This window comes from Pseudomonas sp. KCJK8993, assembly GCF_046230915.1.
GTDB lineage: Bacteria > Pseudomonadota > Gammaproteobacteria > Pseudomonadales > Pseudomonadaceae > Aquipseudomonas > Aquipseudomonas piscis.
In genome coordinates this window covers 41,755-62,113 of sequence record NZ_JBJJLO010000028.1, presented here as the reverse complement: position 1 = coordinate 62,113, position 20,359 = coordinate 41,755, and the positions used below count along the sequence as shown (strand labels likewise).

The window sequence follows — 20,359 nt, the reverse complement described above, 5'->3', positions numbered from 1 at the left end:
CGAGCAAGCTGAAATAAGGGAAGAACTATGCAAATCCAAGTCCATAGCGATAACCATATTCAAAGCAGCCTTCGGATGGAGGAGTGGGTGCGCAGCACCGTTGAAAGCACGCTCGAACGTTACGAGGAAGACCTGACCCGGGTGGTGGTCCATCTGCGTGACGAGAACGGCGGCAAGTCGGGTCCGGATGACCTGCGTTGCCAGCTCGAGGCCCGGCCCAAGGGGCACCAGCCAATTTCCGTGACCCACAAGGCCGATACCCTGGAGCAGGCCATCGACGGCGCCACCGTCAAGCTGGAAAGTGCCCTGGAACACATGTTCGGCAGGCTGCGGGCCAAACGTCCGGCGGCAGTGGCCGGCGATGACGGCAGCGAGGCGGATGCCCTGCTCGAAGAAGAATTCCTGGAAAACCAGCAGGCTGCGCTCAATAGCTGACAGCTGGATTTTCCCTCGACCCGACGGGCCTGCATTGCAGGCCCGTTTTCGTTTGGGCGGCCCAGAACGCGACCGAAGTCTGCACGTACAGGATACGTGGTTGCGGCCCGAAGTCATCGTGCGGGTGGCGTTTGACCGTGGTGATGGAAATGCCTGGTTCGCAGCCGATCTTGGCCTGGCAAAGGCCGTCCCGCAGGTACAGCAGGAACGCAGGCGACCGCCGGCAATTGGCGCGAATGGGCGGGCGGGGCGGTGACGCTTCGAGCCTTTTGCGTATGAGAATATTTATCATTAATATTGTCCGCCTCCTGTGCCCGGGCGTGCGCGTCCCGGGCTTTCTTTTGCTGCAAGGTCCGAACATGAAGAGCAAGGTCGGCGGGATTCCCGCTTCCTATCGTCTGGCAGTGGCATCAAGGGTCGGCGCCGCGGTCCTGGGCGGCTACCTGCTGGCGGCGCTGGCCTGCGCCTGCCTGGCCTTGCTGCTGCCGTTGCCCAAGGTCGACGCGGTGCTCAGCGCGATGATGAGTTCGTTCCTGTTCTACCTGCTGGCGGTGATCTGGTGCTTCGCCTGCCGCAGCGCCTGGCATGCCTGGTTCGGCTTGCTCCTGCCCTGCCTGGTGCTGGCGTTGGTGGCTGGCAGCGCCTATTGGGCGGCCCTGCCATGAAAGAGGGTTTGCGCCAATCCATGGCCTGGTTGCACACCTGGAGCGGTTTGCTGTTCGGCTGGCTGCTGTTCGCCATCTTCCTCACCGGGACCCTGTCCTATTTCAAGCACGAGATCAGCCACTGGATGCAGCCCGAGATCCCGGCCCGGGCCCTGGACGCCGAGACCAGCCTGGGCCTGGCCCAGCGCTACCTGGAGCAGCACGGCCAGGGCGCGCAACGCTGGTTCATCGGCCTGCCCGACGCCCGTGAGCCGGCCCTTTCGGTGGCCTGGCAGGCACCGGGCAACCCCGGCGAGCGCGGCGTCTTCAGCGAGAAGCTGCTGGACCCGGCCACGGGCAGCGAGCTGCATGCGCGCGATACCCGGGGCGGCGAGTTCTTCTATCGCTTCCACTTCCAATTGCAGATGCCCTATCCATGGGGTCGCTGGCTGTCGACCATGGCGGCCATGGTGATGCTGGTGGCGCTGGTCAGCGGCATCATCATCCACAAGAAGATCTTCAAGGACTTCTTCACCTTCCGCCCGCGCAAGGGCCAGCGCACCTGGCTCGACGGGCACAACGCACTGGGGGTGCTGGTGCTGCCGTTCCACCTGATGATCACCTACAGCAGCCTGGTGATCTTCATGTCCATGGTCATGCCGGCAGGCGTCCTGGTCGCCTACAAGGGCGACAACAATGCCTTCTTCCAGGACCTGCAAGCGGTAGCCCGCAACACCCCGGCTGCCGGTGAACCAGCGCCGCTGGCGCCCTTGCAACCGATGCTCAGGCAAGCCTTGCAGCACTGGTCGGGTGGGCGTGCGCAGCGGGTGGTAGTGAACAATCCCGGGGATGCGAACGCCTCGGTGCAGGTCATGCGCCATGGGGCTGACCAGGTAGCCCGCAACTTCGGCAGCGCGCTGGCGTTCAATGGCGTCACCGGCCAGCCATTGGCGGAAAGTCCCGGGCAGTCGCTGCCCAAGGCCATCGGCGGCAGCTTCTATGGGCTGCACATGGGCGTGTTCGCCGGGCCGGTGCTGCGCTGGTTGTACTTCATCTGTGGCCTGGCCAGCACCGCGATGATCGGCACCGGGCTGGTGATCTGGCTCGGCAAGCGCCAACTCAAGCATGCCAAGAGCCCGGCCATGCCCTTCGAGCTGCGCCTGGTGGACGTGCTGAACATCGCCAGCATGTCCGGGCTGGTGCTGGCGGTGGCGGTGTTCTTCTGGGCCAACCGCCTGCTGCCGGCCGGCTTTGCCGAGCGCGCCGACTGGGAAGTCAACAGCTTCTTCAGTGCCTGGGGCCTGGGCCTGTTGCACGCGGCGCTGCGCCGTGGGCGCCGAGCCTGGATCGAGCAGTTGGCGCTGGCGGCCTTGTTGCTGGCCGGCATTCCGCTGCTCGATGCCTTGACCGCGCCGAACCTGGCCGATGGTTTCCTCAGTCGTGGGGACTGGACCCGGGCCGGCTTCGACCTGGCCTGCCTGGCCAGTGGCCTGTTCCTGGCCTGGGCCGCGTACAAGATGCAGCGCGCCGCCCGGGCGCCTGCCGCCAACCTGTCCCGGGCCCGCTCACGGGCCGCTGAAACCGAGGTGGATTGAATGCTCCTGGCCCTGTTGCTCTGTTATGCCGGCTTCACCGGTTTGTGCCTGTCCCTGGATCGGCACCACGGTGAGGTGCTGGGCAGCAAGCCCAGCGCCCGCCGTCGCCAGGGCCTGCGCCTGGGCGGCTGGCTGCTGCTGGGGCTGTCGCTGATGGGCGCCGTGCAAGACACCGGCTGGAGCCTGGGGCTGGTGCAGTGGTGCGCGGTGTCGATGTGCAGCGCCTTGCTGCTGGTCTGGCTGCTGCCGTACCGCCCGCGCCTGGTGCTGTCCATGGCGGGCGCGAGCCTGTTGGCCAGTCCGCTGGCGGCCCTGGCCCAATTCTGAGTGCTGTGCCTGCGATGAATATCCTGCCGCCGGAACCCACAGAGCTCGATCGCTCCGACCCGCAGGGCACTCGTGCGCATTTTCTCCAGGTGTTCCTGTCCCAGCGGGCGCAGATGGAGGCCCTGGTCAGTCGCCGGGTCGGTTGCCGGGCCACCGCCGCGGACCTGGTGCAAGAGTTGTTCCTGCGCTTCTGGCGCCGGCCCCTGGTCCAGGTCGAAGAACTGAGCACCTACCTGCTGCGCTGCGCCGGCAATATCGCCATCGACCACCTGCGCAGCGAAGGCGCGCGAGTCCGGGTCAGCGCCGGCTGGGTGCCGGAGCAGCAAGACCAGCACGCTCTCGAGCCCCAGGCCGTGCTGGAGGCCGGTAACGACCTGCGCCATGTGGAGGCGGCCTTGCGCGGCCTGCCCCAGCGTACCCGGCAGATCTTCCTGCTCAATCGCATCCATGGACGCAAGTACGCCGAGATCGCCAAGGCCATGGACCTGTCCCAAAGCGCCGTGGAAAAACATATGATGCGCGCCCTCGAAGCCTGCAAGGCCAGCCTGCGGGAACCCTCGACCACGCGCACGCCAAGGAATGCCCCGTGAACCAGCGCTCCACCGTCACCCCGACGCCCGCCCAGGAGCAGGCCGCCCTGGCCTGGCTGAGCCTGCTCCACGACCAGCCCAGCAGCGGCGACCAGGCGACTTTCAGCCAATGGTTGCAAGCCGACCCGGCCCATGCCGAAGCCTATGCCCAGGCCCAGGTGCTATGGGAGTTGAGCGAGCAGCCAGCGCGGACCCTGGCCGCCGAAGAGGACCAGGCCCTGCAGGGCTTGCTGCGGCAGATGGACGGGGCCAGGGGGCGGGCCCGGCGTCGCTGGTCGGTGGGCCTGGCGCTGGCTGCCAGCTGGTTGCTGGCCGTGACCCTGGGAGCGGGGTGGCAGCCGGGGCGCTGGGTCGATGACCTGGGCGCCGACTACGTGTCGGCCCCGGGCCAGGTGCGCACTGTGACCCTGGCCGATGCCAGCCAAGTGACCCTGGACGCCGACAGCGCCATCGCCGTGGACTTCAGCCACGGCCAGCGGCACGTCCAACTGCGCCGTGGCGCCGCGTTCTTCCAGGTCAGTCATACCGGCGAGTCTTTCGTGGTGAGTGCCGAACAAGGCGAGGCCCGGGTCCTGGGCACCCAGTTCGAAGTGCGCCTGCAACCCCAGGGCGCCCAGGTCACGGTGCTGTCCGGGCGGGTCGCGGTCACGCCGGCCGAAGGCGCGCCCCGGCAGGTGCTTGGCGCCGGCCAGCAGGTGGCCTACGGCCAGGGCCAGGCCGTGCCGTTGCATGGGGCCGACAGCGAAGCGCAACTGGCCTGGCGCCAGGGCTGGTTGAACTACTATCACGCGCCCCTGGCCGAGGTGGTCGCGGACCTGCGCCGGTATTTTCCCGGACGCATCCTGTTGCTCAACGATGAGCTGGGCGCGCGGCGCATCAGTGGCAGTTTCTCCAGCAAGGACCCACAGGCCGTCCTCGACTCCCTGCAGGCGGTATTGGGTTTCAAACAGCACACGATGCTCGGCCGGTTCATCGTCCTGCGCTGAGAAGCTTGTCCCAGAGCTCCCGAACATTCATCGATATCACTTCGTTCTGTCACTAAACCGTTACACGAGGCGCGGATGATCTGCGCATTCCTGAGTACATGGTCAGGATCGGAGAGGGTTGTGATTCAGCTCTCGTAGGGGAGGGATGGCTGAAGCAGGAGCAAGTCGATGCGCAGCTGGGATGTAGCTAAAAAGAAAAAAGCCCATATCGAAATCATCCCGATGATCGATGTGATGATGTTTCTCTTGGTGTTCTTCGTACTCATCAGTCTCAACGTGATCCCGGCCGTGGGGATCAAGACGCAGTTACCGGTCGCCAGCACCGCGCAACAGTTGAAACCGCAAAACAAGGCGGTCATCACCCTGGGCCTGCAGGAACGCCTGCAACTCGATGGCCAGGACCTGGATGAAGGTGCCCTGCTGGCGCAACTCAAGGTGCTCAACACCGGCAGCGAAAAGCTGGTGATCATCATCAACAGTGACCAGGGCGTGGAGGTCAAGCGCCTGGTCTCGGTGATGGACCTGCTCAAGGGCAATGGTTTCTCGTCCGTCTCCATCGCCACACGCAAGTCCTGACGCCATGTTCAGTCTCTATCGAACCCGCAAGCTGCTGGCATGCCTGCTGCCGGCCGGCCTTCTGTTGCTGGTGATCTACAGCAGCCAGTTGCAGCGATTGCAGATCACGCCGGTGTATGACGAAAGCACCGTGGAGGTGGCCCTGGTGGATGCCAGCGAACTGTTGGCCGTGGCCGAGCCGCCACCGCCCGAGCCGGAGCCCATCGAACCCGAGCCGCCGGTGGTGGTGCCGGATGAAGAACCCCTGGTGATCGAGCCGCCCAATCCCAAGCCGGTGGTCAAGCCCAAGCCCGTGGCGGCCAATCCCGAGCCCGCCAAGCCCGTGGCGCCTAAACCGGCCCCGGCGCAAGTGGCCAAGAGCACCCCGGCGCCGCCGCCCGCCGTGGCCGAGGCGCCCAAGCCTCCGGTGGCGACACCGGCCGCCGCACCGGCTCCAGCGCCCGCCCCCGCGGCGCCAGCCAGTGCCATCAAGGAAAGCCTGTACACCGCTGCTTTGCGCAAGGAACTGGAAAAGCACAAGCAATACCCCAGCGGCCGCGAGGCCTCGTTGCAGCGTCCCCAGGGCGATGTGGTGATCTGGCTGGAAGTCGATCGGGCCGGCAACGTGCTCGACAGTGGCATCGAAAACAAGGCGCCGAACATGTTGCTCAACCGTGCCGCGCAAACCAGTTTGCGCCGCGTGGAAAAAGTCTCGCCGTTCCCGGCGGACGCCTTCTCGGGCAAGAACAAGCAACGGTTCACCGCGACCTTTAGCTACAACGTGGAATAACCCATCACCTATTAACGAAAGTTGTAAGCAAGGGATTGACCCGTGAAGATCAATAAACTTTATGCCCTGCTTCTGGCATCGGGCCTGGGCAGTTTTGCGCCATTGGTTCTGGCCGACGATAGCGTGGACGTCGGTGCGGTGAACGTTGCCGGCAAACAGTCCCTGGGCAATGGCCACATGATCAAGGAAGAAAGCGCCAAGGCGCGTTCCACCGTGACCAAGGAAGCCATGGACCAGATGGCGCCCACCGCCAACGCCGTGGACAAGCTCAAGTACACCCCGGGGATCAACGTCTCCAGCACCGATGCCACGGGCCTGAGCGGCACCAACTTCACCATGCGCGGGATGAACTCCGACCAGGTGGGCCTTTCCTCCGATGGTTTCCCGATCAACGATTCGGGTGACTACTCCATCTATCCGAACCTGATGGGCGATTCGGAAAACTTCAGCGAAGTGTTCGTCACCCAGGGCTCGTCCGAGGCCGACGGTCCGCACATCGGCTCCAGCGGCGGCAACATCGGCCTGGTGACCGCGCGCCCGACCAAGGACTTCGGTGTATTCGTCAAGCAATCGGTGGGTTCGAACAACCTGCGCAAATCCTTTGCCCGGCTGAACACCGGTGACCTGGGCGGCTTCAAGACCTGGGTCTCGGCCTCCCACACAGAAGGCGACAAGTGGAAGGGCAAGGGCACCCTGCGCGCCGACAAGATCGAGTGGAACACCCTGTTCGAAGACGGCAACGGCAACTCCACCAACGCCATCTTCAAGTACAACAAGCAGGAAAACTACAACTACAACAGCGTCAGCAAGGCCCAGTTCCAAAACCAGGGGCGACGCGTGGACTATTCGGAAAGCACCGTGTTCAAGAACGGCAGCGTGTCCCAGTCCTACAAGCTCAACCGCAACCCCTTCGAAAGCCTGACCGCTTCGGTGACCCAGCGCTTCCAGCTGCGTGACGACCTGAGCCTGACCTTCAACCCGTACTACGTGTGGTCCAACGGCGGCAGCTTCAGCGGCCAGACCGCCACCACCCTGTCCGCCTCTTCCAGCAAGGCCGGCAACTATGACCTGAGGGGCCTGCCCAGCGGTACCTACTACCGGCCTTCCTGGACCGAGACCTGGCGCCCGGGCATGACCACCAAGCTCAAGTGGGACCTCAACGAAGAGCACAGCCTGGACGTTGGCTACTGGTACGAGCGCGCCCGCCAGCGCCAGACCCAGCCCTTCATCGGCATCAAGGCCAATGGCGCGCCGGAAAACGTCTGGGGCGACTACCAGGGTTCCGACCAGCTGGTGGATCGCAATGGCGCCACGGTCCAGGGCCGGCACCAGTACACCGTGACCCCGGCACAGAAACTCTGGGTGCAAGACACCTGGCAGGCGACCCCGGACCTGACCCTGACCGGGGCCCTGGCCTACCAGCATGTGGAGCGTGACGGCAACAACCTCGGCAGCCTGACCGACAAGCCGGAAAAGCGGAACGTGCGTTATCACGAGTTCTTGCCCAGCTTCAACGCCAAGTACCAGATCGACCCGAACAACCAGGCGTTCTACAACGTCACCCGCAACATGCGCACGCCGCCCAACTACGTGCTCTACAACAAGGGCGACTCGATCAGCCTGAAACCCGAGCTGAGCTGGAACCAGGAACTGGGCTGGCGCTACAGCGAAGACAACATGGCCCTGAGCGCGACGCTGTTCTACATCACCTTCAAGGACCGGCAGATCTCCACCACCGACGTCAATGGCGACTACGTGGTGGCCAACGTCGGCGAGGTGAAGAACCGCGGCCTGGAGCTGGAGTGGAGCGGGTTGCTGCCGCACAACTTCAACTACTACGCCTCGTACACCTACACCAAGTCCGAGCAGATGGACGACCTGACCAACAAGAACGTGTTGCTGCCGACCTCCGGCAAGCAACTGGCCAACGTGCCGCAGAACATGTTCAACCTGAGCCTGGGCTACGACGATTCGCGCTACTACGGCAACGTCGTCGGCAAGTACGTCGGCGCCTTCTACGGCGACCTGACCAACGACGAGAAGATCTCCGGGCGCACCGTGTTCGACCTCAACGCCGGTATCCACCTGCCAGTGGACAAGAAAGTGCTGAAGTCCGCGACCCTGCGCTTCTCGATGCTCAACGTGTTCGACAAGGAATACCTGGCCTCGACCCGCACCGTGTCGTTCAACACCGTGAAGACCAATGGCCTGGCGCCGAGCACTGCCTACTACAACGTCGGCGAGGAGCGGACCGCGATGGTCTCCCTGGAAGCCGCGTTCTGATTCGTTTCAGGTACAAGAGGACATGACGATGGACATGAATCTGCTGCACGACATCACCTTCTACACCATGTACGGCGCCGCCGCGATCGCCGCCTTCATCGCGGTGGAGCGGGGTATCTACTTCAGCTTCAGCCTGCGCCAGGCAAAGAAACTGGAGACCGTGCTCAACCCGAAGATGCACAGCGTCGACGACCTGCCGGCGCAGCTGCGCGAGCGCAACAGCCTGCCCCTGGAAATGGTCGCCGAGCTGTTCGCCCACAAGCAGGGGCTGGCCAGCCACAAGGACCTGGAAGACCTCAGCGAGTCGATCTACATCGCCACCCGCAGCAAGCTGATGCATGGCCTGTGGCTGCTGGAGACGGTGGTTACCGCTGCACCTTTGCTGGGCCTGCTGGGCACCATCCTGGGGATCATCGACACCTTCAAGGCCTTGGCCGAGACCGGTGTCTCCGACCCGGGCGAGGTGTCCAAGGGTATCGGCACCGCGCTGTACGCCACGGCACTGGGGATCGCCATCGCCCTGGGCAGCATGATCTTCCACAACCACTTCCAGGATCGGGTCGAACGCATCACCGACCACCTGAAGATCCTGCTGCTGCGCGCCGGCATGGGCACGGCCCTGAAAGCCCCGGCACCAGCGCAAGCGGTGCAGGGCACCCTGCAACCTGCCTGATAAGCTACGCGCCGTAGCCGCTGCCCAAGGCCGCGGGCGATGACCGGGCGGGCGCTCCCAGAGCGTCCGCCAGGCTCGCCGCGCCGCCTGCGCCAGCGGCTTTTTTCTTGCCGACAATACAAGGACTTTTTCCATGTCGCGTCCTCGTCCCGTCCCCCTGTTGCTGGGGGCGCTGACCCTGGCCCTGGCCACCCTGGCCGGTTGCAACTCGGTCTCCCACGAACCGCAACCGGTGGCGGTGAACATCGTCGCCATCAACGACCTGCACGGTAACTTGCAAGCCAACCCCTTCAGCTTCAAGGACCCGAGCGCCCCCGGCGGCGTGCGCAAGCTCCAGGCCGGCGGTATCGCCACCCTGGGCGGCATGCTCGGCCAGCTACGCCAGGAAGATCCGCAACTGTTGTTCATCGGCGCCGGCGACCTGGTGGGTGGCAGCCCGCCCTTGTCGGCCATGTGGGCCGACGAGCCGACCCTGGACGCCCTGCGCCAGATGGGCCTGAAGCTCAGCGCCATCGGCAACCACGAACTGGACCAGGGCAAGGCCGAGTTCCTGCGCCAGGTCAACGGTGGCTGCCAATCGCCACGGCCGGACAAGGCCTGCCAGTTCCGCCCGGACTACGCAGGCAGCGGCTTTCCCTACCTGGCCGCCAACCTGATGGACAGCGACACCGGCATGCCGCTGCTGCCGGCCTACCGCATCGAACAAGTGCGCGGGGTCAAGGTGGCCTTCGTCGGCGCGGTATTGCGTGACGTGGCCTCGGTGGTCAGCGCCAAGGGCATGCGTGGCCTGCAAGTGGCGGATGAAGCCGACTCCATCAACAAGCTCATTCCCGAGCTCAAGGCCCAGGGCGCCAACGCCATCGTCGCCGTGGTGCACCAGGGCGGCGCGACCCCCGAGCCGTTCGACAAGCCCGACTGCTCGCAACTGGGTGGCGACATCGTCGACGTGGCCAAGCGTCTCGACCCGGCGGTGGACGTGCTGGTCAGCGCCCATTCGCACCAGGGCTACCTGTGCAAGGTCGGCTCGCTGCTGGTGACCCAGGGCAATTCCTATGGCCACCTGCTGACCCACCTGACCCTGCAAGTGACCCCGGGCCAGCACCGGGTCACGGACATCAAGGCGGTCAACCTGCTGGCCGACCCGGCGCGTTATCCACAGGACCCGGGCCTGGCCCGGTTGCAGCGCGACGTCGAGGCGCGCAGCAATGAAGTGTTGCTCAGCCCGGTGGCAGCGATTGGCGCCCCGTCCATCACCCGACGCGCCGATGGCGCCGGGGAAATGCCCCTGGGCGACCTGATCGCCGATGCCCACCTGGCCGCCGGCCAGGCCAATGGCGCGAAGATCGCCTTCATGAACACCGGTGGCATTCGCAGCGACCTGGCCCTGGAGCCCGGGCAGGCCAAGCTCAACTACGGGCAGTTGGCGACCCTGCAACCCTTCAACAACGCCCTGGTCGCTTTCGACCTCACTGGCCGGCAGTTGCAGCAAGTGCTCAACCAGCAGTGGAAAGGCACGGACGATGCCAACATCCTCCAGGTCTCACGGGGTTTCAGCTACCGCTGGGACGCCAAGCGCCCGGTGGGGGACCGCGTGGTGCCGGACAGCTTGCGCCTGGATGGCCAGCCATTGCGCGCCGATACCCGTTACCGGGTGGTGATGAACGCCTTCCTGGGCGAAGGCGGTGATCGTTTCAGCCTGTTCAAGGACGGCACCCAGCGCAGCGACCTGGGCATCAGCGACCTGGACGCCATGTTGCAGTACCTCAAGGACATGGAGCACCAGGGCAAGCCGGCCGGCTCCGCCACCAGCGCCGGGCGGATCCAGCGCAGCAATTGAGGTGTGCGGGCGACAGCCGATGGGCCGCTGAAGGTCCTGCGGACCTTGTCGCCGCTTCGCAGGCTCAGCAGCGGCTACAGGTGCTTCGGGCACTTGCTGGGTGTAGCCGCTGCCGCAGGCTGCGCCCGGGCGCGCAGCGGTCGTAGAACCGGCTTGCCAGGTCCGCTCGTGGACTCACTCCAACGCGGCTGAAAATATTTTCAAAAAATGGCTGAGGTCTTTGCCCTCGACATCCGTGTAGTGCTTGAAAGTGCGATCAATTCGCATTCAATGTGCTCCTACACACGAGTCTCAAGCATGAAGTCCAGGGCAAATTCGGTGGCAAACGCTGCGGTAAAACGTTGGTTCGGCGCATCCGCGCTGATGGTGTCGGGGTTGGCGCTGCTGCCCCTGGGCGTGGCCCTGGCGGCCGAATCCGGCAGTGCCCAGCACAGCGCGCTCTTCAACTTCACCATTGCCGCCAAGCCACTGCCCCAGGCGTTGAGCGATTTCACCCGGGTCACCGGTATCAGCGTGGTCTACACCACCGATACGCCCTATGGCGTCCAGGCGCCGGCGCTCAATGGCCAGTTCGGGGCCGAGCAGGCCTTGCAGCGCTTGTTGGGCGGTTCCGGGTTCACTTACCGGCGCAGCGATGCCCGCACCCTGGTCCTCGAACCGCTGCCCCAAGGTGCCGGCTTGAACCTGGGCGCCACCAGCGTCACCGCCCTGGGGGCCGACGACAGCACCAGCTACCAGCCGCCGGCCACCACCTCGGTGGCGCGCAGCCAGGCGCTGAACCAGGAAATCCCGCAGATCATCAACGTGGTCCCGGCCCAGGTCCTGAAGGACCAGGTCCCGCGCAACCTGGACGACGCGCTGAAGAACGTCAGCGGCATCACCCAGACCAACACCCTGGGCGGCACCCAGGATGCGGTGCTGCTGCGGGGTTTTGGCGACAACCGCAACGGCTCGATCATGCGCGATAGCATGCCGGTGGTGCAGGGCCGCGCCCTGAACGCCACGGCCGAGCGGGTCGAAGTGCTCAAGGGGCCGTCCTCGCTGCTCTACGGCATCCAGGACCCGGGCGGGGTGATCAACGTGGTCAGCAAGAAGCCTGAGCTGCAACAGTCCACCGCCCTGACCGTGCGCGGCTCGACCTACGGCTCGGGCAAGAACGGCAGCGGTGGCAGCCTGGACACCACCGGGCCGCTCGGCGACTCCGGGCTGGCCTACCGCTTGATCGTCGATCACGAAGACGAAGATTACTGGCGCAACTTCGGCACCCATCGCGAATCCCTGGTGGCGCCGTCCCTGGCCTGGTATGGCGAGCGCACCAAGGTCCTGCTGGCCTACGAGCATCGCGAGTTCCTGACCCCGTTCGACCGTGGCACGGCCATCGATCCCAAGACCAACCATCCACTGGACATCCCGGCCACCCGGCGCCTGGACGAGCCGTTCAACGACATGGAAGGGCGCTCGGACCTGTACCGCTTCGAGGTCGACCACGAACTTGGCGACGACTGGCAGGCCCACTTCGGCTACAGCTGGAACCGCGAGACCTACGACGCCAGCCAGGTGCGCCTGACCGCGGTGAATGCCAACGGCACCCTGACCCGGACCATGGACGGCACCCAGGGCGCCCTGACCACCGATCGCTACGCCACCGCCAGCCTGGAAGGCAAGGTGCAGCTGGCCGGCATGCAGCATGACCTGGTGTTCGGCCTCGACGACGAGTACCGCAAGATCTATCGCGCCGACCTGATTCGCGGCAAGAACACCCGTTTCGACTACCGCAACCCGGTGTACGGCCAGCAGGTGGCGGGCACCAACGTCAGCGCCCCGGACAGCGACCAGACCGACTTGCTGCGCAGCGACTCGCTGTTCTTCCAGGACGCCATCCACCTCACCGACCAGTGGATCCTGGTGGGCGGCGGACGCTTCCAGGAGTACGACCAGTACGCCGGCAAGGGCCGGCCGTTCCATGCCAACACCGACAGCAACGGGCAGAAGTTCGTGCCCCGTGCCGGCCTGGTGTATCGCTACACCGACCAGCTGTCGTTCTATGGCAGCTACACCGAATCGTTCAAGCCCAACTCCAGCATCGCCCAGCTGGCCGGTGGCACCGCGGTGCTGGATGGCTCCATCGAGCCTGAAGAAGCCAAGTCCTGGGAGCTGGGGGCCAAGCTCGATATTCCCGGGCGCATCACCGCCAGCGCGGCGCTGTTCGACATCACCAAGCGCAACGTGCTGGTGTCCACCGCCACGGCCACCGAGACGGTCACCAGCGTGGCCGGCGAGGTGCATTCCAAGGGCCTGGAGCTGGACCTGACCGGCCAGCTCAGCGACCAGTGGAGCCTGATCGGCAGCTACGCCTACACCGATGCCCAAGTGACCAAGGACACCCAGTACAAGGGCAAGCAGTTGCAGAACGTGGCCAAGAACAGCGGCTCGCTGTCGGCAGTCTACGACTTCGGCAGCCTGCTGGGCGGCGATCGCCTGCGGGTCGGCGCCGGCGCTCGTTATGTCGGCGAGCGCGCCGGCGATGCGCCCAACAGCTTCGACCTGCCGGGCTACACCGTGGCCGATGCCTTCGCCACCTACGACACCAAGCTCGAAGGGCAGAAGGTCAAGTTCCAGCTCAACGTCAAGAACCTGTTCGACAGGACCTACTACACCTCGTCGGCGAGCAAGTACTTCGTCTCCCTGGGCGATTCACGGCAAGTGTCGCTGTCCAGCACCCTGGAGTTCTGATGAGGATCCGTCACCTGTGGTTCCTGGCCCTGGGCTTCTGCCACCTGGCCCTGGCGGCGCAACCCGAGGGCGCGGCGGCCGATGCCCGCCTGTATCACCGTGAGCACCAGGCGCTGTTGCCGGGCGCCGGTTCGAGCTGGGGCTTCATCGCCCTGGACCCGGTCCGGCCCTATCTGTTCCTGGCCCGGCGCGACAACGGCCTGAGCGTGTTCGATGTGGACAAGCAGCGCCCGCTGCGGACCCTGGAGCAGTCGGCGGGGGCCAATGGCGTGGTGTTCGTGCCCGAACTGGACCGGGTGCTGGTGCTCAATACCGATGGCAGCCTGGGCGTGGTGCAGTTATCCACACTCAAGCCGCTCAAGCGTATCGCCGTGTCCCAGAGCAACCTCAACAGCGCGGTGTACGAGCCGAAAACCGGCCAGGTGATCATCGTCAGCGGGCGCCGGGCCGATCGCTCGACGCTGTTCGTCTTCGATCCGCAGCAGGAGCGGATCGTCGCCGCCCATGACCTGGCGGTGAAGAAGATCGACCCGCTGCTGCTCAAGGGCGATGGCAGCTTCTTCTTGCCGATGCGCGACGAAGGCGTGCTGGCGCGGTTGTCGTCCAGCAGCTTCGAGGTCCTGGATCGCTGGCAGTATCCCGATTGCCAGCGGCCCAGTGCCCTGGCCCAGGATGAACAGCGTTCGCGGTTGTTCCTCGCCTGTCGCGGCGAGCGCCCACGGTTGCTGGTGCTCGATCGCGACAACGGCGCGCTCAAGGCCAGCCTGCCGCTCACCCGGGACGTCAACGCCCTGGCCTACGACCCGCAGTCCCGGCGCGTGCTGGTGGCCAGCGGGGTGGACGCCAACCTCAGCCTGATCGCCCAGCTCGATGCCGACCGCTACCAGGCGCTGGGCAGCGTCAGCACCCAACCCATGGCCTATAACATGGCGTTCGACCCGCGTAGCCGGAAGGTCTACCTGGCAGCGATGGACTTCACTCAACCGGCGCCGACCCCGGGTGAGCCGAAGCCGGACCCGTTGTTCCATGCCAATACCTTCAAGGTCCTGACCCTGGCGCCCTGAGGCCGGGGTCAGCCGGCGAAGGCCTGGCGGTATTCGCCCGGGGTGCCGCCCACGGCCTGGCGGAAGCGGTTGGTGAAGTGGCTGGCGCTGGCGAAGCCGCAGGCCAGGGCGATGTCCCCCAGGGGCCGGGCGCTGCTGCGCAACAGCAGGCGCGCCCGCTCCAGGCGCCGGGCCAGCACATATTGGTGCGGCGGCAGGCCGAAGCTTGCGCGGAACATCCGCGCGAAGTGGTACTCGGAGAGGGCGCACAGGCCGGCCAGTTGGCCCAGGCTCAGGGGCGTGTCGAGCTGGCTGTCGATGTAGTCCGCCAGCAGGCGCCGTTGGTGGGCGGCCAGGCCGCCCTTGAGGCGCAGGCCCTGGCGCAGGCCGGCCTGGTTGAGCAAGGCGTGGCCGAGCATCTCGTGGGCCAGGCTGCTGGTCAGCAGGCGTTCGCCGGGCTCGTTCCAGTTCAACCGGATCAGTTGCTGGAAGTGCCGGGTCTGCTGCGGGTCGTCGAGGAACAGGCTCTCGCGCAGCTGCATCTCCCGGGGTTCGCGGTCCAGCAAGGTGACGCAACCCAGGGCGAACTGCTGTGGGCTGAAGTACACGTGGGCCAGGCGAATGTCGCCATTGATCACCCAGGCCGACTGGTGCTCGGCGGGCAGGATGCACAGCTTGCCCGGGCCGCCCAGGGTTCCGGGCCGGTCGCGGCGGAAGGTACCGGTGCCGCCGGCGATGTAGCAGGACAGGGTGTGGTGGCTGGGCGCGGCATATTCCTGGGCGTCGTGATGGTTGCTCCACATGGCCGCCCACAAGCCGTCCCCCAGTTCGGCGCTGTGCTCCAGGCGCGCGTGGGGCGAGCGGTTCAGGGCTTGGAAGACTTGCAGGCTATCCAGTGCGGACATGGTGATCGAATCGCGAGGTTCGTGTGCCGATGTTGCGCATCCTACTCCGTCGCGTCCGGGCTGCCAGCCGGTTGCCGATAAAAACCGCAAGTTTGTGCAAGCGCAGGCTGGGTTCCGGGCGCGAGACTGTGTTCCTTATACAAGGAGCCGTGCCATGAACCTGTCGTTGTACTTGTTGACCGTGCTGATCTGGGGCACCACCTGGATCGCCCTGAAGCTGCAGTTGGGCGTGGTGGCGATTCCGGTATCCATCGTCTATCGCTTCGCCCTCGCGGCCCTGGTGCTGTTCGTCATGCTCCTGGCCAGCGGCAAGCTGCAGGCGATGAACCGCCGCGCCCACCTGATCTGCCTGGCCCAGGGCCTGTGCCTGTTCTGCCTCAACTTCATGTGCTTCCTGCATGCCAGCCAGTGGGTGCCCACTGGCCTGGTGGCGGTGGTGTTCTCCACCGCGACCTTGTGGAACGCCCTCAATGCGCGGGTGTTCTTCGGCCAGAAGATCGCCCGCAACGTGCTGCTCGGTGGCGGCCTGGGCCTGCTGGGGCTGGGGCTGCTGTTCTGGCCGGAGCTGGTGGGCCATGGCGCCAGCCCGCAGACCTTGCTCGGCCTGGGGCTGGGCCTGTTGGGCACCCTGTGCTTCTCGGCCGGCAACATGCTCTCCAGCCTGCAGCAGAAGGCCGGGCTCAAGCCCATGACCACCAACGCCTGGGGCATGGCCTACGGAGCGACTCTACTGGCCCTGTACTGCCTGGCCCAGGGCATCGCCTTCGATGTGGAATGGAGCACGCGCTATATCGGCTCGCTGCTGTACCTGGTGATTCCCGGCTCGGTGATCGGTTTCACCGCCTACCTGACCCTGGTGGGGCGCATGGGCCCGGAACGGGCGGCCTATTGCACGGTGCTGTTCCCGGTGGTGGCGCTGAACGTCTCGGCGGTGGTGGAGGGCTACCAGTGGACCGCCCCGGCCCTGGCCGGCCTGGTCCTGGTGATGCTGGGCAACGTCCTGGTCTTCCGCAAGCCCGGCACCGCCAGCAAACCCGCGAAACTGCGCGCAACGGCCTGACCCCCACCACTCTGCGAGGCTGCGCCCTCGTGCGCAGCCTCGCAGGCTCGACAGCGGCTACAGCTTCAGGCCTTCCACACCTGGGGGTTGACCAGGTCTTGCGGGCGCTGGCCCAGCAGGGCGCTGCGCAGGTTGCTCATGGCGCGCTCGGCCATGGCGTCGCGGGTCTCGCCGGTGGCCGAGCCGACATGGGGCAGGGTCAGGGCGTTCTTGAGCTGGAACAGCGGCGACTGCGCCAGCGGTTCCTTTTCGTACACGTCCAGGCCGGCACCACGAATCTGGCCGTTCTGCAGGGCTTGGACCAGCGCCGGCTCGTCCACCACCGGGCCACGGGAAATGTTCACCAGGATCGCGCTGGGCTTCATCAACGCCAGTTCGCGCTGGCCGATCAGGTGCCGGGTCTGCTCGCTCAGCGGCACCACCAGGCAGACGAAATCGGCCTCGGCCAGCAACTGCTCGAGGCTGCGGTACTGCGCGCCCAGCTCCTGTTCCAGGGCGGCCTTGCGGCTGTTGCCGCTGTAGAGAATCGGCATGCCGAAGCCCAGGCGTCCACGGCGGGCGATGGCCGCGCCGATATTGCCCATGCCGACGATCCCCAGGGTCTTGCCATGTACATCGCAGCCGAACAACGCCGGGCCGACGCTGGCTTGCCACTGCCCGGCCTTGGTCCAGGCGTCCAGCTCGGCGACCCGGCGGGCGCTGCCCATGAGCAGGGCGAAGGCCAGGTCGGCGGTGCTTTCGGTGAGCACATCGGGGGTGTTGGTGAGCATCAGCCCGCGTTCGTTGAAGTAGTCCAGGTCGTAGTTGTCGAAGCCCACCGAGATGCTCGACACCACTTCCAGTTGCGTCGCGTGCTCCAGCTGCGCGCGCCCCAGCTTGCGGCCGACGCCGATCAGGCCGTGGGCCCGGGGCAGGGCTTCGTTGAATTGGGCGGCGATATCCCCCTGCTTGGGATTGGGCACTATGACTTCGAAGTCCTGTTGCAGGCGCTCGGTCATCTGGGCAGTGATGCGGCTGAAGGCTAGTACGGTCTTTTTCATCGCGAAGCGGCTCGTCAGGCGGGGGAAAATGCTTGGCACGCTACCATCAAACAGCCCGTTCCATGGGCTTTTTCTGGCCTGGCCTCCGCGCCAGGGGCCGGTTGTTCAGTGCCCGGAGCGGGCGCTGGCCAGGGTGCCGCTCAGCTCATAGGACGCCAGTTCGGTCTGGTTCGCGGCGAGGATCTCCGGCAACGAACCGCGCAAGTACTCGACCCAGGTCTTGATCTTGGCGTCCAGGTACTGGCGCGAGGGGTAGATGGCGTAGAGGTTCAGCTCCTGGGAGCGGTACTTGGGCATGACCCGCACCAGGGTCCCGTTGCGCAGGGCCTCGATGGCCGCGTACACCGGTAGCACGCCGATGCCCATGCCGCTGATGATCGCGGTCTTCATGGCGTCGGCCGAGTTCACCAGGAACGGCGAGCTGTTGATAGTGACCATTTCCTGGCCTTCCGGACCGTCGAAGGCCCACTTCTCCAGGGGAATCACCGGGCTCACCAGGCGCAGGCAGGCATGGTGCAGCAGGTCGCTGGGCTTCTGCGGGCAGCCGTGGGCCTTCACGTAGGCGGGCGAGGCGCAGACGATGCTGTAGGTGATCCCCAGGCGCTGGGACACGAACCCCGAGTCGGGCAACTCGCTGGCCAGGACGATGGACACGTCGTAGCCCTCGTCCAGCAGGTCCGGCACGCGGTTGGCCATGGTCAGGTCGAAGGTCACGTCCGGGTGCGACTTGCGATAGCGGGCGATGGCGTCGATCACGAAGTGCTGGCCGATGCCGGTCATGGTGTGGACTTTCAACTGCCCGGCGGGGCGGGCATGGGCGTCGCTGGCCTCGGCCTCGGCTTCCTCGACGTAGGCCAGGATCTGCTCGCAGCGCAGCAGGTAGCGCTTGCCGGCCTCGGTCAGGGCAATACGCCGGGTGGTGCGATTGAGCAAGCGGGTTTGCAGGTGTGCCTCGAGATTGGAGACGGCGCGCGAGACGTTGGCCGTGGTGGTGTCCAGTTGCACGGCAGCGGCAGTGAAGCTGCCGGCTTCGGCGACACAACTGAAGGCACGCATGTTTTGCAAGGTGTCCATGGGGTGCTCTCAAAGGAGATTGCAAATTGTGACACGAAGTTTCTGTTTTTACAGGCGTCTGGGGATACGACCAAGGGATTATCGCGTTTACGGTAACAAAGATTCACAGGAATCCCAGCTTATCGCCGAACCGGCCGCCCCCTAGAATTGCGCCGATCCGCAGGAGCCTTGCCGACGAAGCGCCGTCCGACCCGATATCCGGGCCTGGACCGTTGGCCAGCCGGCACCTGCGAGAGATTTGCCATCCCCCTCGATCTCAGGAATTCGCAGCAGTGCCGCGTCGCATCAGCAGAGGGTTCAAGACCCTCAGTGTTTGGGCTTTATCGTTAGCAATCAGCGGCTGCATCGGAACCGGAGGCATTGCCCCACAAGGCAAGACACTTCCCGCTAATACATTGGCCACCGACGAGGCGATCCAGAGCGCCGCGCGCGATGCCCACTGGCCCAGTGCCCAGTGGTGGCAGGCCTATGGCGACCCGCAGCTCAACCGTTGGATCGACCTGGCCCTACAAGGCAGCCCGAGCATGGCCATGGCCGCTGCCCGGGTGCGCCAGGCCAAGGCCATGGCCGGCATCGCCGAGTCGGCCGAGTCGCTGCAGGTCAAGGGCGACGCCACTCTCAAGCGCCACAACTGGCCCACCGACCCGTTCTATGGCCCCGGGGCGCTGTCCAACAGCACCACCTGGGACAACAACGCCGCCCTGGGCTTCAGCTATGCGCTGGACCTGTGGGGTCGGGAAAGCAACGCCACCGAGCGCGCCGTGGACCTGGCCCACATGAGCGTGGCCGAGGCCCGCCTGGCCCAGCTGGAACTGGTGAACAACGTGGTGCGCAGTTATATCCAGTTGTCCCTGCACTTCGCTCAGCGCGATATCGCCCTGGCCACCCTCAAGCAGCAGCAACAGATTCTCGAGCTGGCGCAGCGGCGCCTGGACGCTGGCATCGGCACGCATTTCGAAGTGAGCCAGGCCGAAGCGCCGCTGCCGGAAACCCATCGCCAGATCGACGCCCTGGATGAAGAAATCGCCCTGGCCCGCAACCAACTGGCGGCCCTGGCCGGCAAGGGGCCGGGGGAGGGCGCGCAGTTGCAACGACCGAGCCTGGCCCTGGACGCGGCGCTGAAACTGCCGTCGGCCCTGCCCGCCGAACTCCTGGGCCAGCGCCCGGACGTGGTCGCCAGTCGTTGGCAGGTGGCGGCCCAGGCCCGGGGCATCGACGTGGCCCATGCCGGTTTCTATCCCAACGTCGACCTGGTGGGCAGCATCGGCTTCATGGCCACCGGCGGCGGGGCCCTGGAGTTCCTCACCGGCAAGAAGCTCAACTACAACGTCGGCCCGGCCATCAGCCTGCCGATCTTCGACGGCGGCCGCTTGCGTTCGCAACTGGGTGAAGCCTCGGCCGGCTACGACCTGGCCGTGGCCAGGTACAACCAGACCCTGGTGGATGCGCTCAAGGGCATTTCCGACCAGTTGATTCGTCGTGAGTCCATGGACAAGCAGCAGTCGTTCGCCGCCGAGTCGGTGGCCGCCGCGCAGAAGACCTACGACCTGGCCACCGTGGCGTTCCAGCGCGGCCTGACCGACTACCTCAATGTGCTCAATGCCCAGACCCTGCTGTTGCATCAGCAACAGGTGCAACAGCAGGTCCAGGCCGCGCGCCTGGTCGCCCAGGCCGACCTGGTGACCGCCCTGGGCGGTGGCCTGCAAGCCGGTCGCGACGTGCCCTCCGACAAACAGATCCAAGCGCCCAAGACCCCGGCGGCCCTGGCCGTCCTTGATCACTGAAGCAG

18 protein-coding genes are annotated in these 20,359 nt (G+C 65.7%); 15 read left to right on the top strand and 3 right to left on the bottom strand.

What is annotated here, in order from left to right; genetic code table 11:
* Positions 1-27 precede the first annotated feature (27 nt).
* The 13 genes from ACK6AU_RS11990 (at position 28) to ACK6AU_RS11930 (ending at position 14,512) form a co-directional block, all read left to right on the top strand.
* Positions 28-435 (top strand): HPF/RaiA family ribosome-associated protein, encoded by a 408-nt coding sequence (locus ACK6AU_RS11990; protein ID WP_185699189.1) that lies wholly within the window; start codon positions 28-30, stop codon positions 433-435.
* A gap of 359 nt (positions 436-794) precedes the next feature.
* Positions 795-1,100 (top strand): DUF3649 domain-containing protein, encoded by a 306-nt coding sequence (locus tag ACK6AU_RS11985; RefSeq protein WP_409299459.1) that lies wholly within the window; start codon positions 795-797, stop codon positions 1,098-1,100.
* Complete coding sequence (locus tag ACK6AU_RS11980; protein WP_409299458.1) at positions 1,097-2,674, top strand: PepSY-associated TM helix domain-containing protein; 1,578 nt, start codon at positions 1,097-1,099, stop codon at positions 2,672-2,674. The genes ACK6AU_RS11985 and ACK6AU_RS11980 overlap by 4 nt, the downstream gene beginning before the upstream one ends.
* A complete protein-coding gene (locus tag ACK6AU_RS11975) occupies positions 2,675-3,001 on the top strand; it encodes a DUF3325 domain-containing protein (protein WP_409299457.1) in 327 nt (108 codons plus the stop codon).
* A gap of 14 nt (positions 3,002-3,015) precedes the next feature.
* Positions 3,016-3,591 carry an RNA polymerase sigma factor gene (locus ACK6AU_RS11970; protein ID WP_022642392.1) on the top strand — a complete coding sequence of 192 codons (576 nt, stop codon included), beginning with the start codon at positions 3,016-3,018 and terminating at the stop codon, positions 3,589-3,591.
* Positions 3,588-4,577 carry a FecR family protein gene (locus ACK6AU_RS11965; RefSeq protein ID WP_409299456.1) on the top strand — a complete coding sequence of 330 codons (990 nt, stop codon included), beginning with the start codon at positions 3,588-3,590 and terminating at the stop codon, positions 4,575-4,577. Before ACK6AU_RS11970 ends, ACK6AU_RS11965 begins: the two co-directional genes overlap by 4 nt.
* Before the next feature lie 168 nt (positions 4,578-4,745).
* A complete protein-coding gene (locus tag ACK6AU_RS11960) occupies positions 4,746-5,153 on the top strand; it encodes a biopolymer transporter ExbD (RefSeq protein ID WP_068584035.1) in 408 nt (135 codons plus the stop codon).
* Between the two features lie 4 nt (positions 5,154-5,157).
* Positions 5,158-5,922: an energy transducer TonB gene (locus ACK6AU_RS11955; RefSeq protein WP_409299455.1), complete on the top strand. Its 765-nt coding sequence runs from the start codon at positions 5,158-5,160 to the stop codon at positions 5,920-5,922.
* A 42-nt stretch (positions 5,923-5,964) separates the two neighbouring features.
* Positions 5,965-8,205, top strand: coding sequence for a TonB-dependent receptor family protein (locus ACK6AU_RS11950; protein WP_409299454.1), 2,241 nt, complete (start codon positions 5,965-5,967; stop codon positions 8,203-8,205).
* Positions 8,206-8,233: 28 nt separating this feature from the next.
* Positions 8,234-8,878: a MotA/TolQ/ExbB proton channel family protein gene (locus ACK6AU_RS11945; RefSeq protein WP_185699196.1), complete on the top strand. Its 645-nt coding sequence runs from the start codon at positions 8,234-8,236 to the stop codon at positions 8,876-8,878.
* 133 nt (positions 8,879-9,011) lie between these two features.
* Positions 9,012-10,715, top strand: coding sequence for a bifunctional metallophosphatase/5'-nucleotidase (locus ACK6AU_RS11940; protein ID WP_409299453.1), 1,704 nt, complete (start codon positions 9,012-9,014; stop codon positions 10,713-10,715).
* A gap of 297 nt (positions 10,716-11,012) precedes the next feature.
* Positions 11,013-13,448 (top strand): TonB-dependent siderophore receptor, encoded by a 2,436-nt coding sequence (locus tag ACK6AU_RS11935; protein WP_409299452.1) that lies wholly within the window; start codon positions 11,013-11,015, stop codon positions 13,446-13,448.
* Positions 13,448-14,512: a YncE family protein gene (locus ACK6AU_RS11930; RefSeq protein WP_409299451.1), complete on the top strand. Its 1,065-nt coding sequence runs from the start codon at positions 13,448-13,450 to the stop codon at positions 14,510-14,512. Before ACK6AU_RS11935 ends, ACK6AU_RS11930 begins: the two co-directional genes overlap by 1 nt.
* 8 nt (positions 14,513-14,520) lie before the next feature.
* Here ACK6AU_RS11930 and ACK6AU_RS11925 read toward each other — a convergent pair whose 3' ends face one another.
* The gene (locus tag ACK6AU_RS11925; RefSeq protein WP_409299450.1) at positions 14,521-15,396 is read right to left on the bottom strand and encodes a helix-turn-helix domain-containing protein; all 876 of its coding nucleotides are present in this window, start codon (positions 15,394-15,396) and stop codon (positions 14,521-14,523) included.
* Positions 15,397-15,550: 154 nt separating this feature from the next.
* On the opposite strand from ACK6AU_RS11925, the gene ACK6AU_RS11920 reads away from it, so the two are divergent.
* A complete protein-coding gene (locus ACK6AU_RS11920) occupies positions 15,551-16,456 on the top strand; it encodes a DMT family transporter (RefSeq protein ID WP_409299449.1) in 906 nt (301 codons plus the stop codon).
* Between the two features lie 65 nt (positions 16,457-16,521).
* Here ACK6AU_RS11920 and ACK6AU_RS11915 read toward each other — a convergent pair whose 3' ends face one another.
* Both ACK6AU_RS11915 and ACK6AU_RS11910 read right to left on the bottom strand, forming a co-directional pair.
* Positions 16,522-17,496, bottom strand: a complete 975-nt coding sequence (locus ACK6AU_RS11915; RefSeq protein ID WP_409299448.1) for a 2-hydroxyacid dehydrogenase — start codon at positions 17,494-17,496, stop codon at positions 16,522-16,524.
* 105 nt (positions 17,497-17,601) lie between these two features.
* Positions 17,602-18,570: a LysR family transcriptional regulator gene (locus tag ACK6AU_RS11910; protein WP_185699203.1), complete on the bottom strand. Its 969-nt coding sequence runs from the start codon at positions 18,568-18,570 to the stop codon at positions 17,602-17,604.
* 272 nt (positions 18,571-18,842) lie between these two features.
* Between ACK6AU_RS11910 and ACK6AU_RS11905 the strand changes: the two genes are divergently transcribed.
* Positions 18,843-20,354: an efflux transporter outer membrane subunit gene (locus ACK6AU_RS11905; protein WP_409299447.1), complete on the top strand. Its 1,512-nt coding sequence runs from the start codon at positions 18,843-18,845 to the stop codon at positions 20,352-20,354.
* Positions 20,355-20,359 lie beyond the last annotated feature (5 nt).

Excerpts from the sequence above, each read along its gene's own strand:
- ACK6AU_RS11990 (WP_185699189.1), top strand. The coding sequence starts at position 28 with ATGCAAATCCAAGTCCATAGCGATAACCATATTCAAAGCAGCCTTCGG.
- ACK6AU_RS11985 (WP_409299459.1), top strand. The coding sequence starts at position 795 with ATGAAGAGCAAGGTCGGCGGGATTCCCGCTTCCTATCGTCTGGCAGTG.
- ACK6AU_RS11980 (WP_409299458.1), top strand. The coding sequence starts at position 1,097 with ATGAAAGAGGGTTTGCGCCAATCCATGGCCTGGTTGCACACCTGGAGC.
- ACK6AU_RS11975 (WP_409299457.1), top strand. The coding sequence starts at position 2,675 with ATGCTCCTGGCCCTGTTGCTCTGTTATGCCGGCTTCACCGGTTTGTGC.
- ACK6AU_RS11970 (WP_022642392.1), top strand. The coding sequence starts at position 3,016 with ATGAATATCCTGCCGCCGGAACCCACAGAGCTCGATCGCTCCGACCCG.
- ACK6AU_RS11960 (WP_068584035.1), top strand. The coding sequence starts at position 4,746 with ATGCGCAGCTGGGATGTAGCTAAAAAGAAAAAAGCCCATATCGAAATC.
- ACK6AU_RS11955 (WP_409299455.1), top strand. The coding sequence starts at position 5,158 with ATGTTCAGTCTCTATCGAACCCGCAAGCTGCTGGCATGCCTGCTGCCG.
- ACK6AU_RS11945 (WP_185699196.1), top strand. The coding sequence starts at position 8,234 with ATGGACATGAATCTGCTGCACGACATCACCTTCTACACCATGTACGGC.
- ACK6AU_RS11940 (WP_409299453.1), top strand. The coding sequence starts at position 9,012 with ATGTCGCGTCCTCGTCCCGTCCCCCTGTTGCTGGGGGCGCTGACCCTG.
- ACK6AU_RS11935 (WP_409299452.1), top strand. The coding sequence starts at position 11,013 with ATGAAGTCCAGGGCAAATTCGGTGGCAAACGCTGCGGTAAAACGTTGG.
- ACK6AU_RS11930 (WP_409299451.1), top strand. The coding sequence starts at position 13,448 with ATGAGGATCCGTCACCTGTGGTTCCTGGCCCTGGGCTTCTGCCACCTG.
- ACK6AU_RS11925 (WP_409299450.1), bottom strand. The coding sequence starts at position 15,396 with ATGTCCGCACTGGATAGCCTGCAAGTCTTCCAAGCCCTGAACCGCTCG.
- ACK6AU_RS11920 (WP_409299449.1), top strand. The coding sequence starts at position 15,551 with ATGAACCTGTCGTTGTACTTGTTGACCGTGCTGATCTGGGGCACCACC.
- ACK6AU_RS11915 (WP_409299448.1), bottom strand. The coding sequence starts at position 17,496 with ATGAAAAAGACCGTACTAGCCTTCAGCCGCATCACTGCCCAGATGACC.
- ACK6AU_RS11910 (WP_185699203.1), bottom strand. The coding sequence starts at position 18,570 with ATGGACACCTTGCAAAACATGCGTGCCTTCAGTTGTGTCGCCGAAGCC.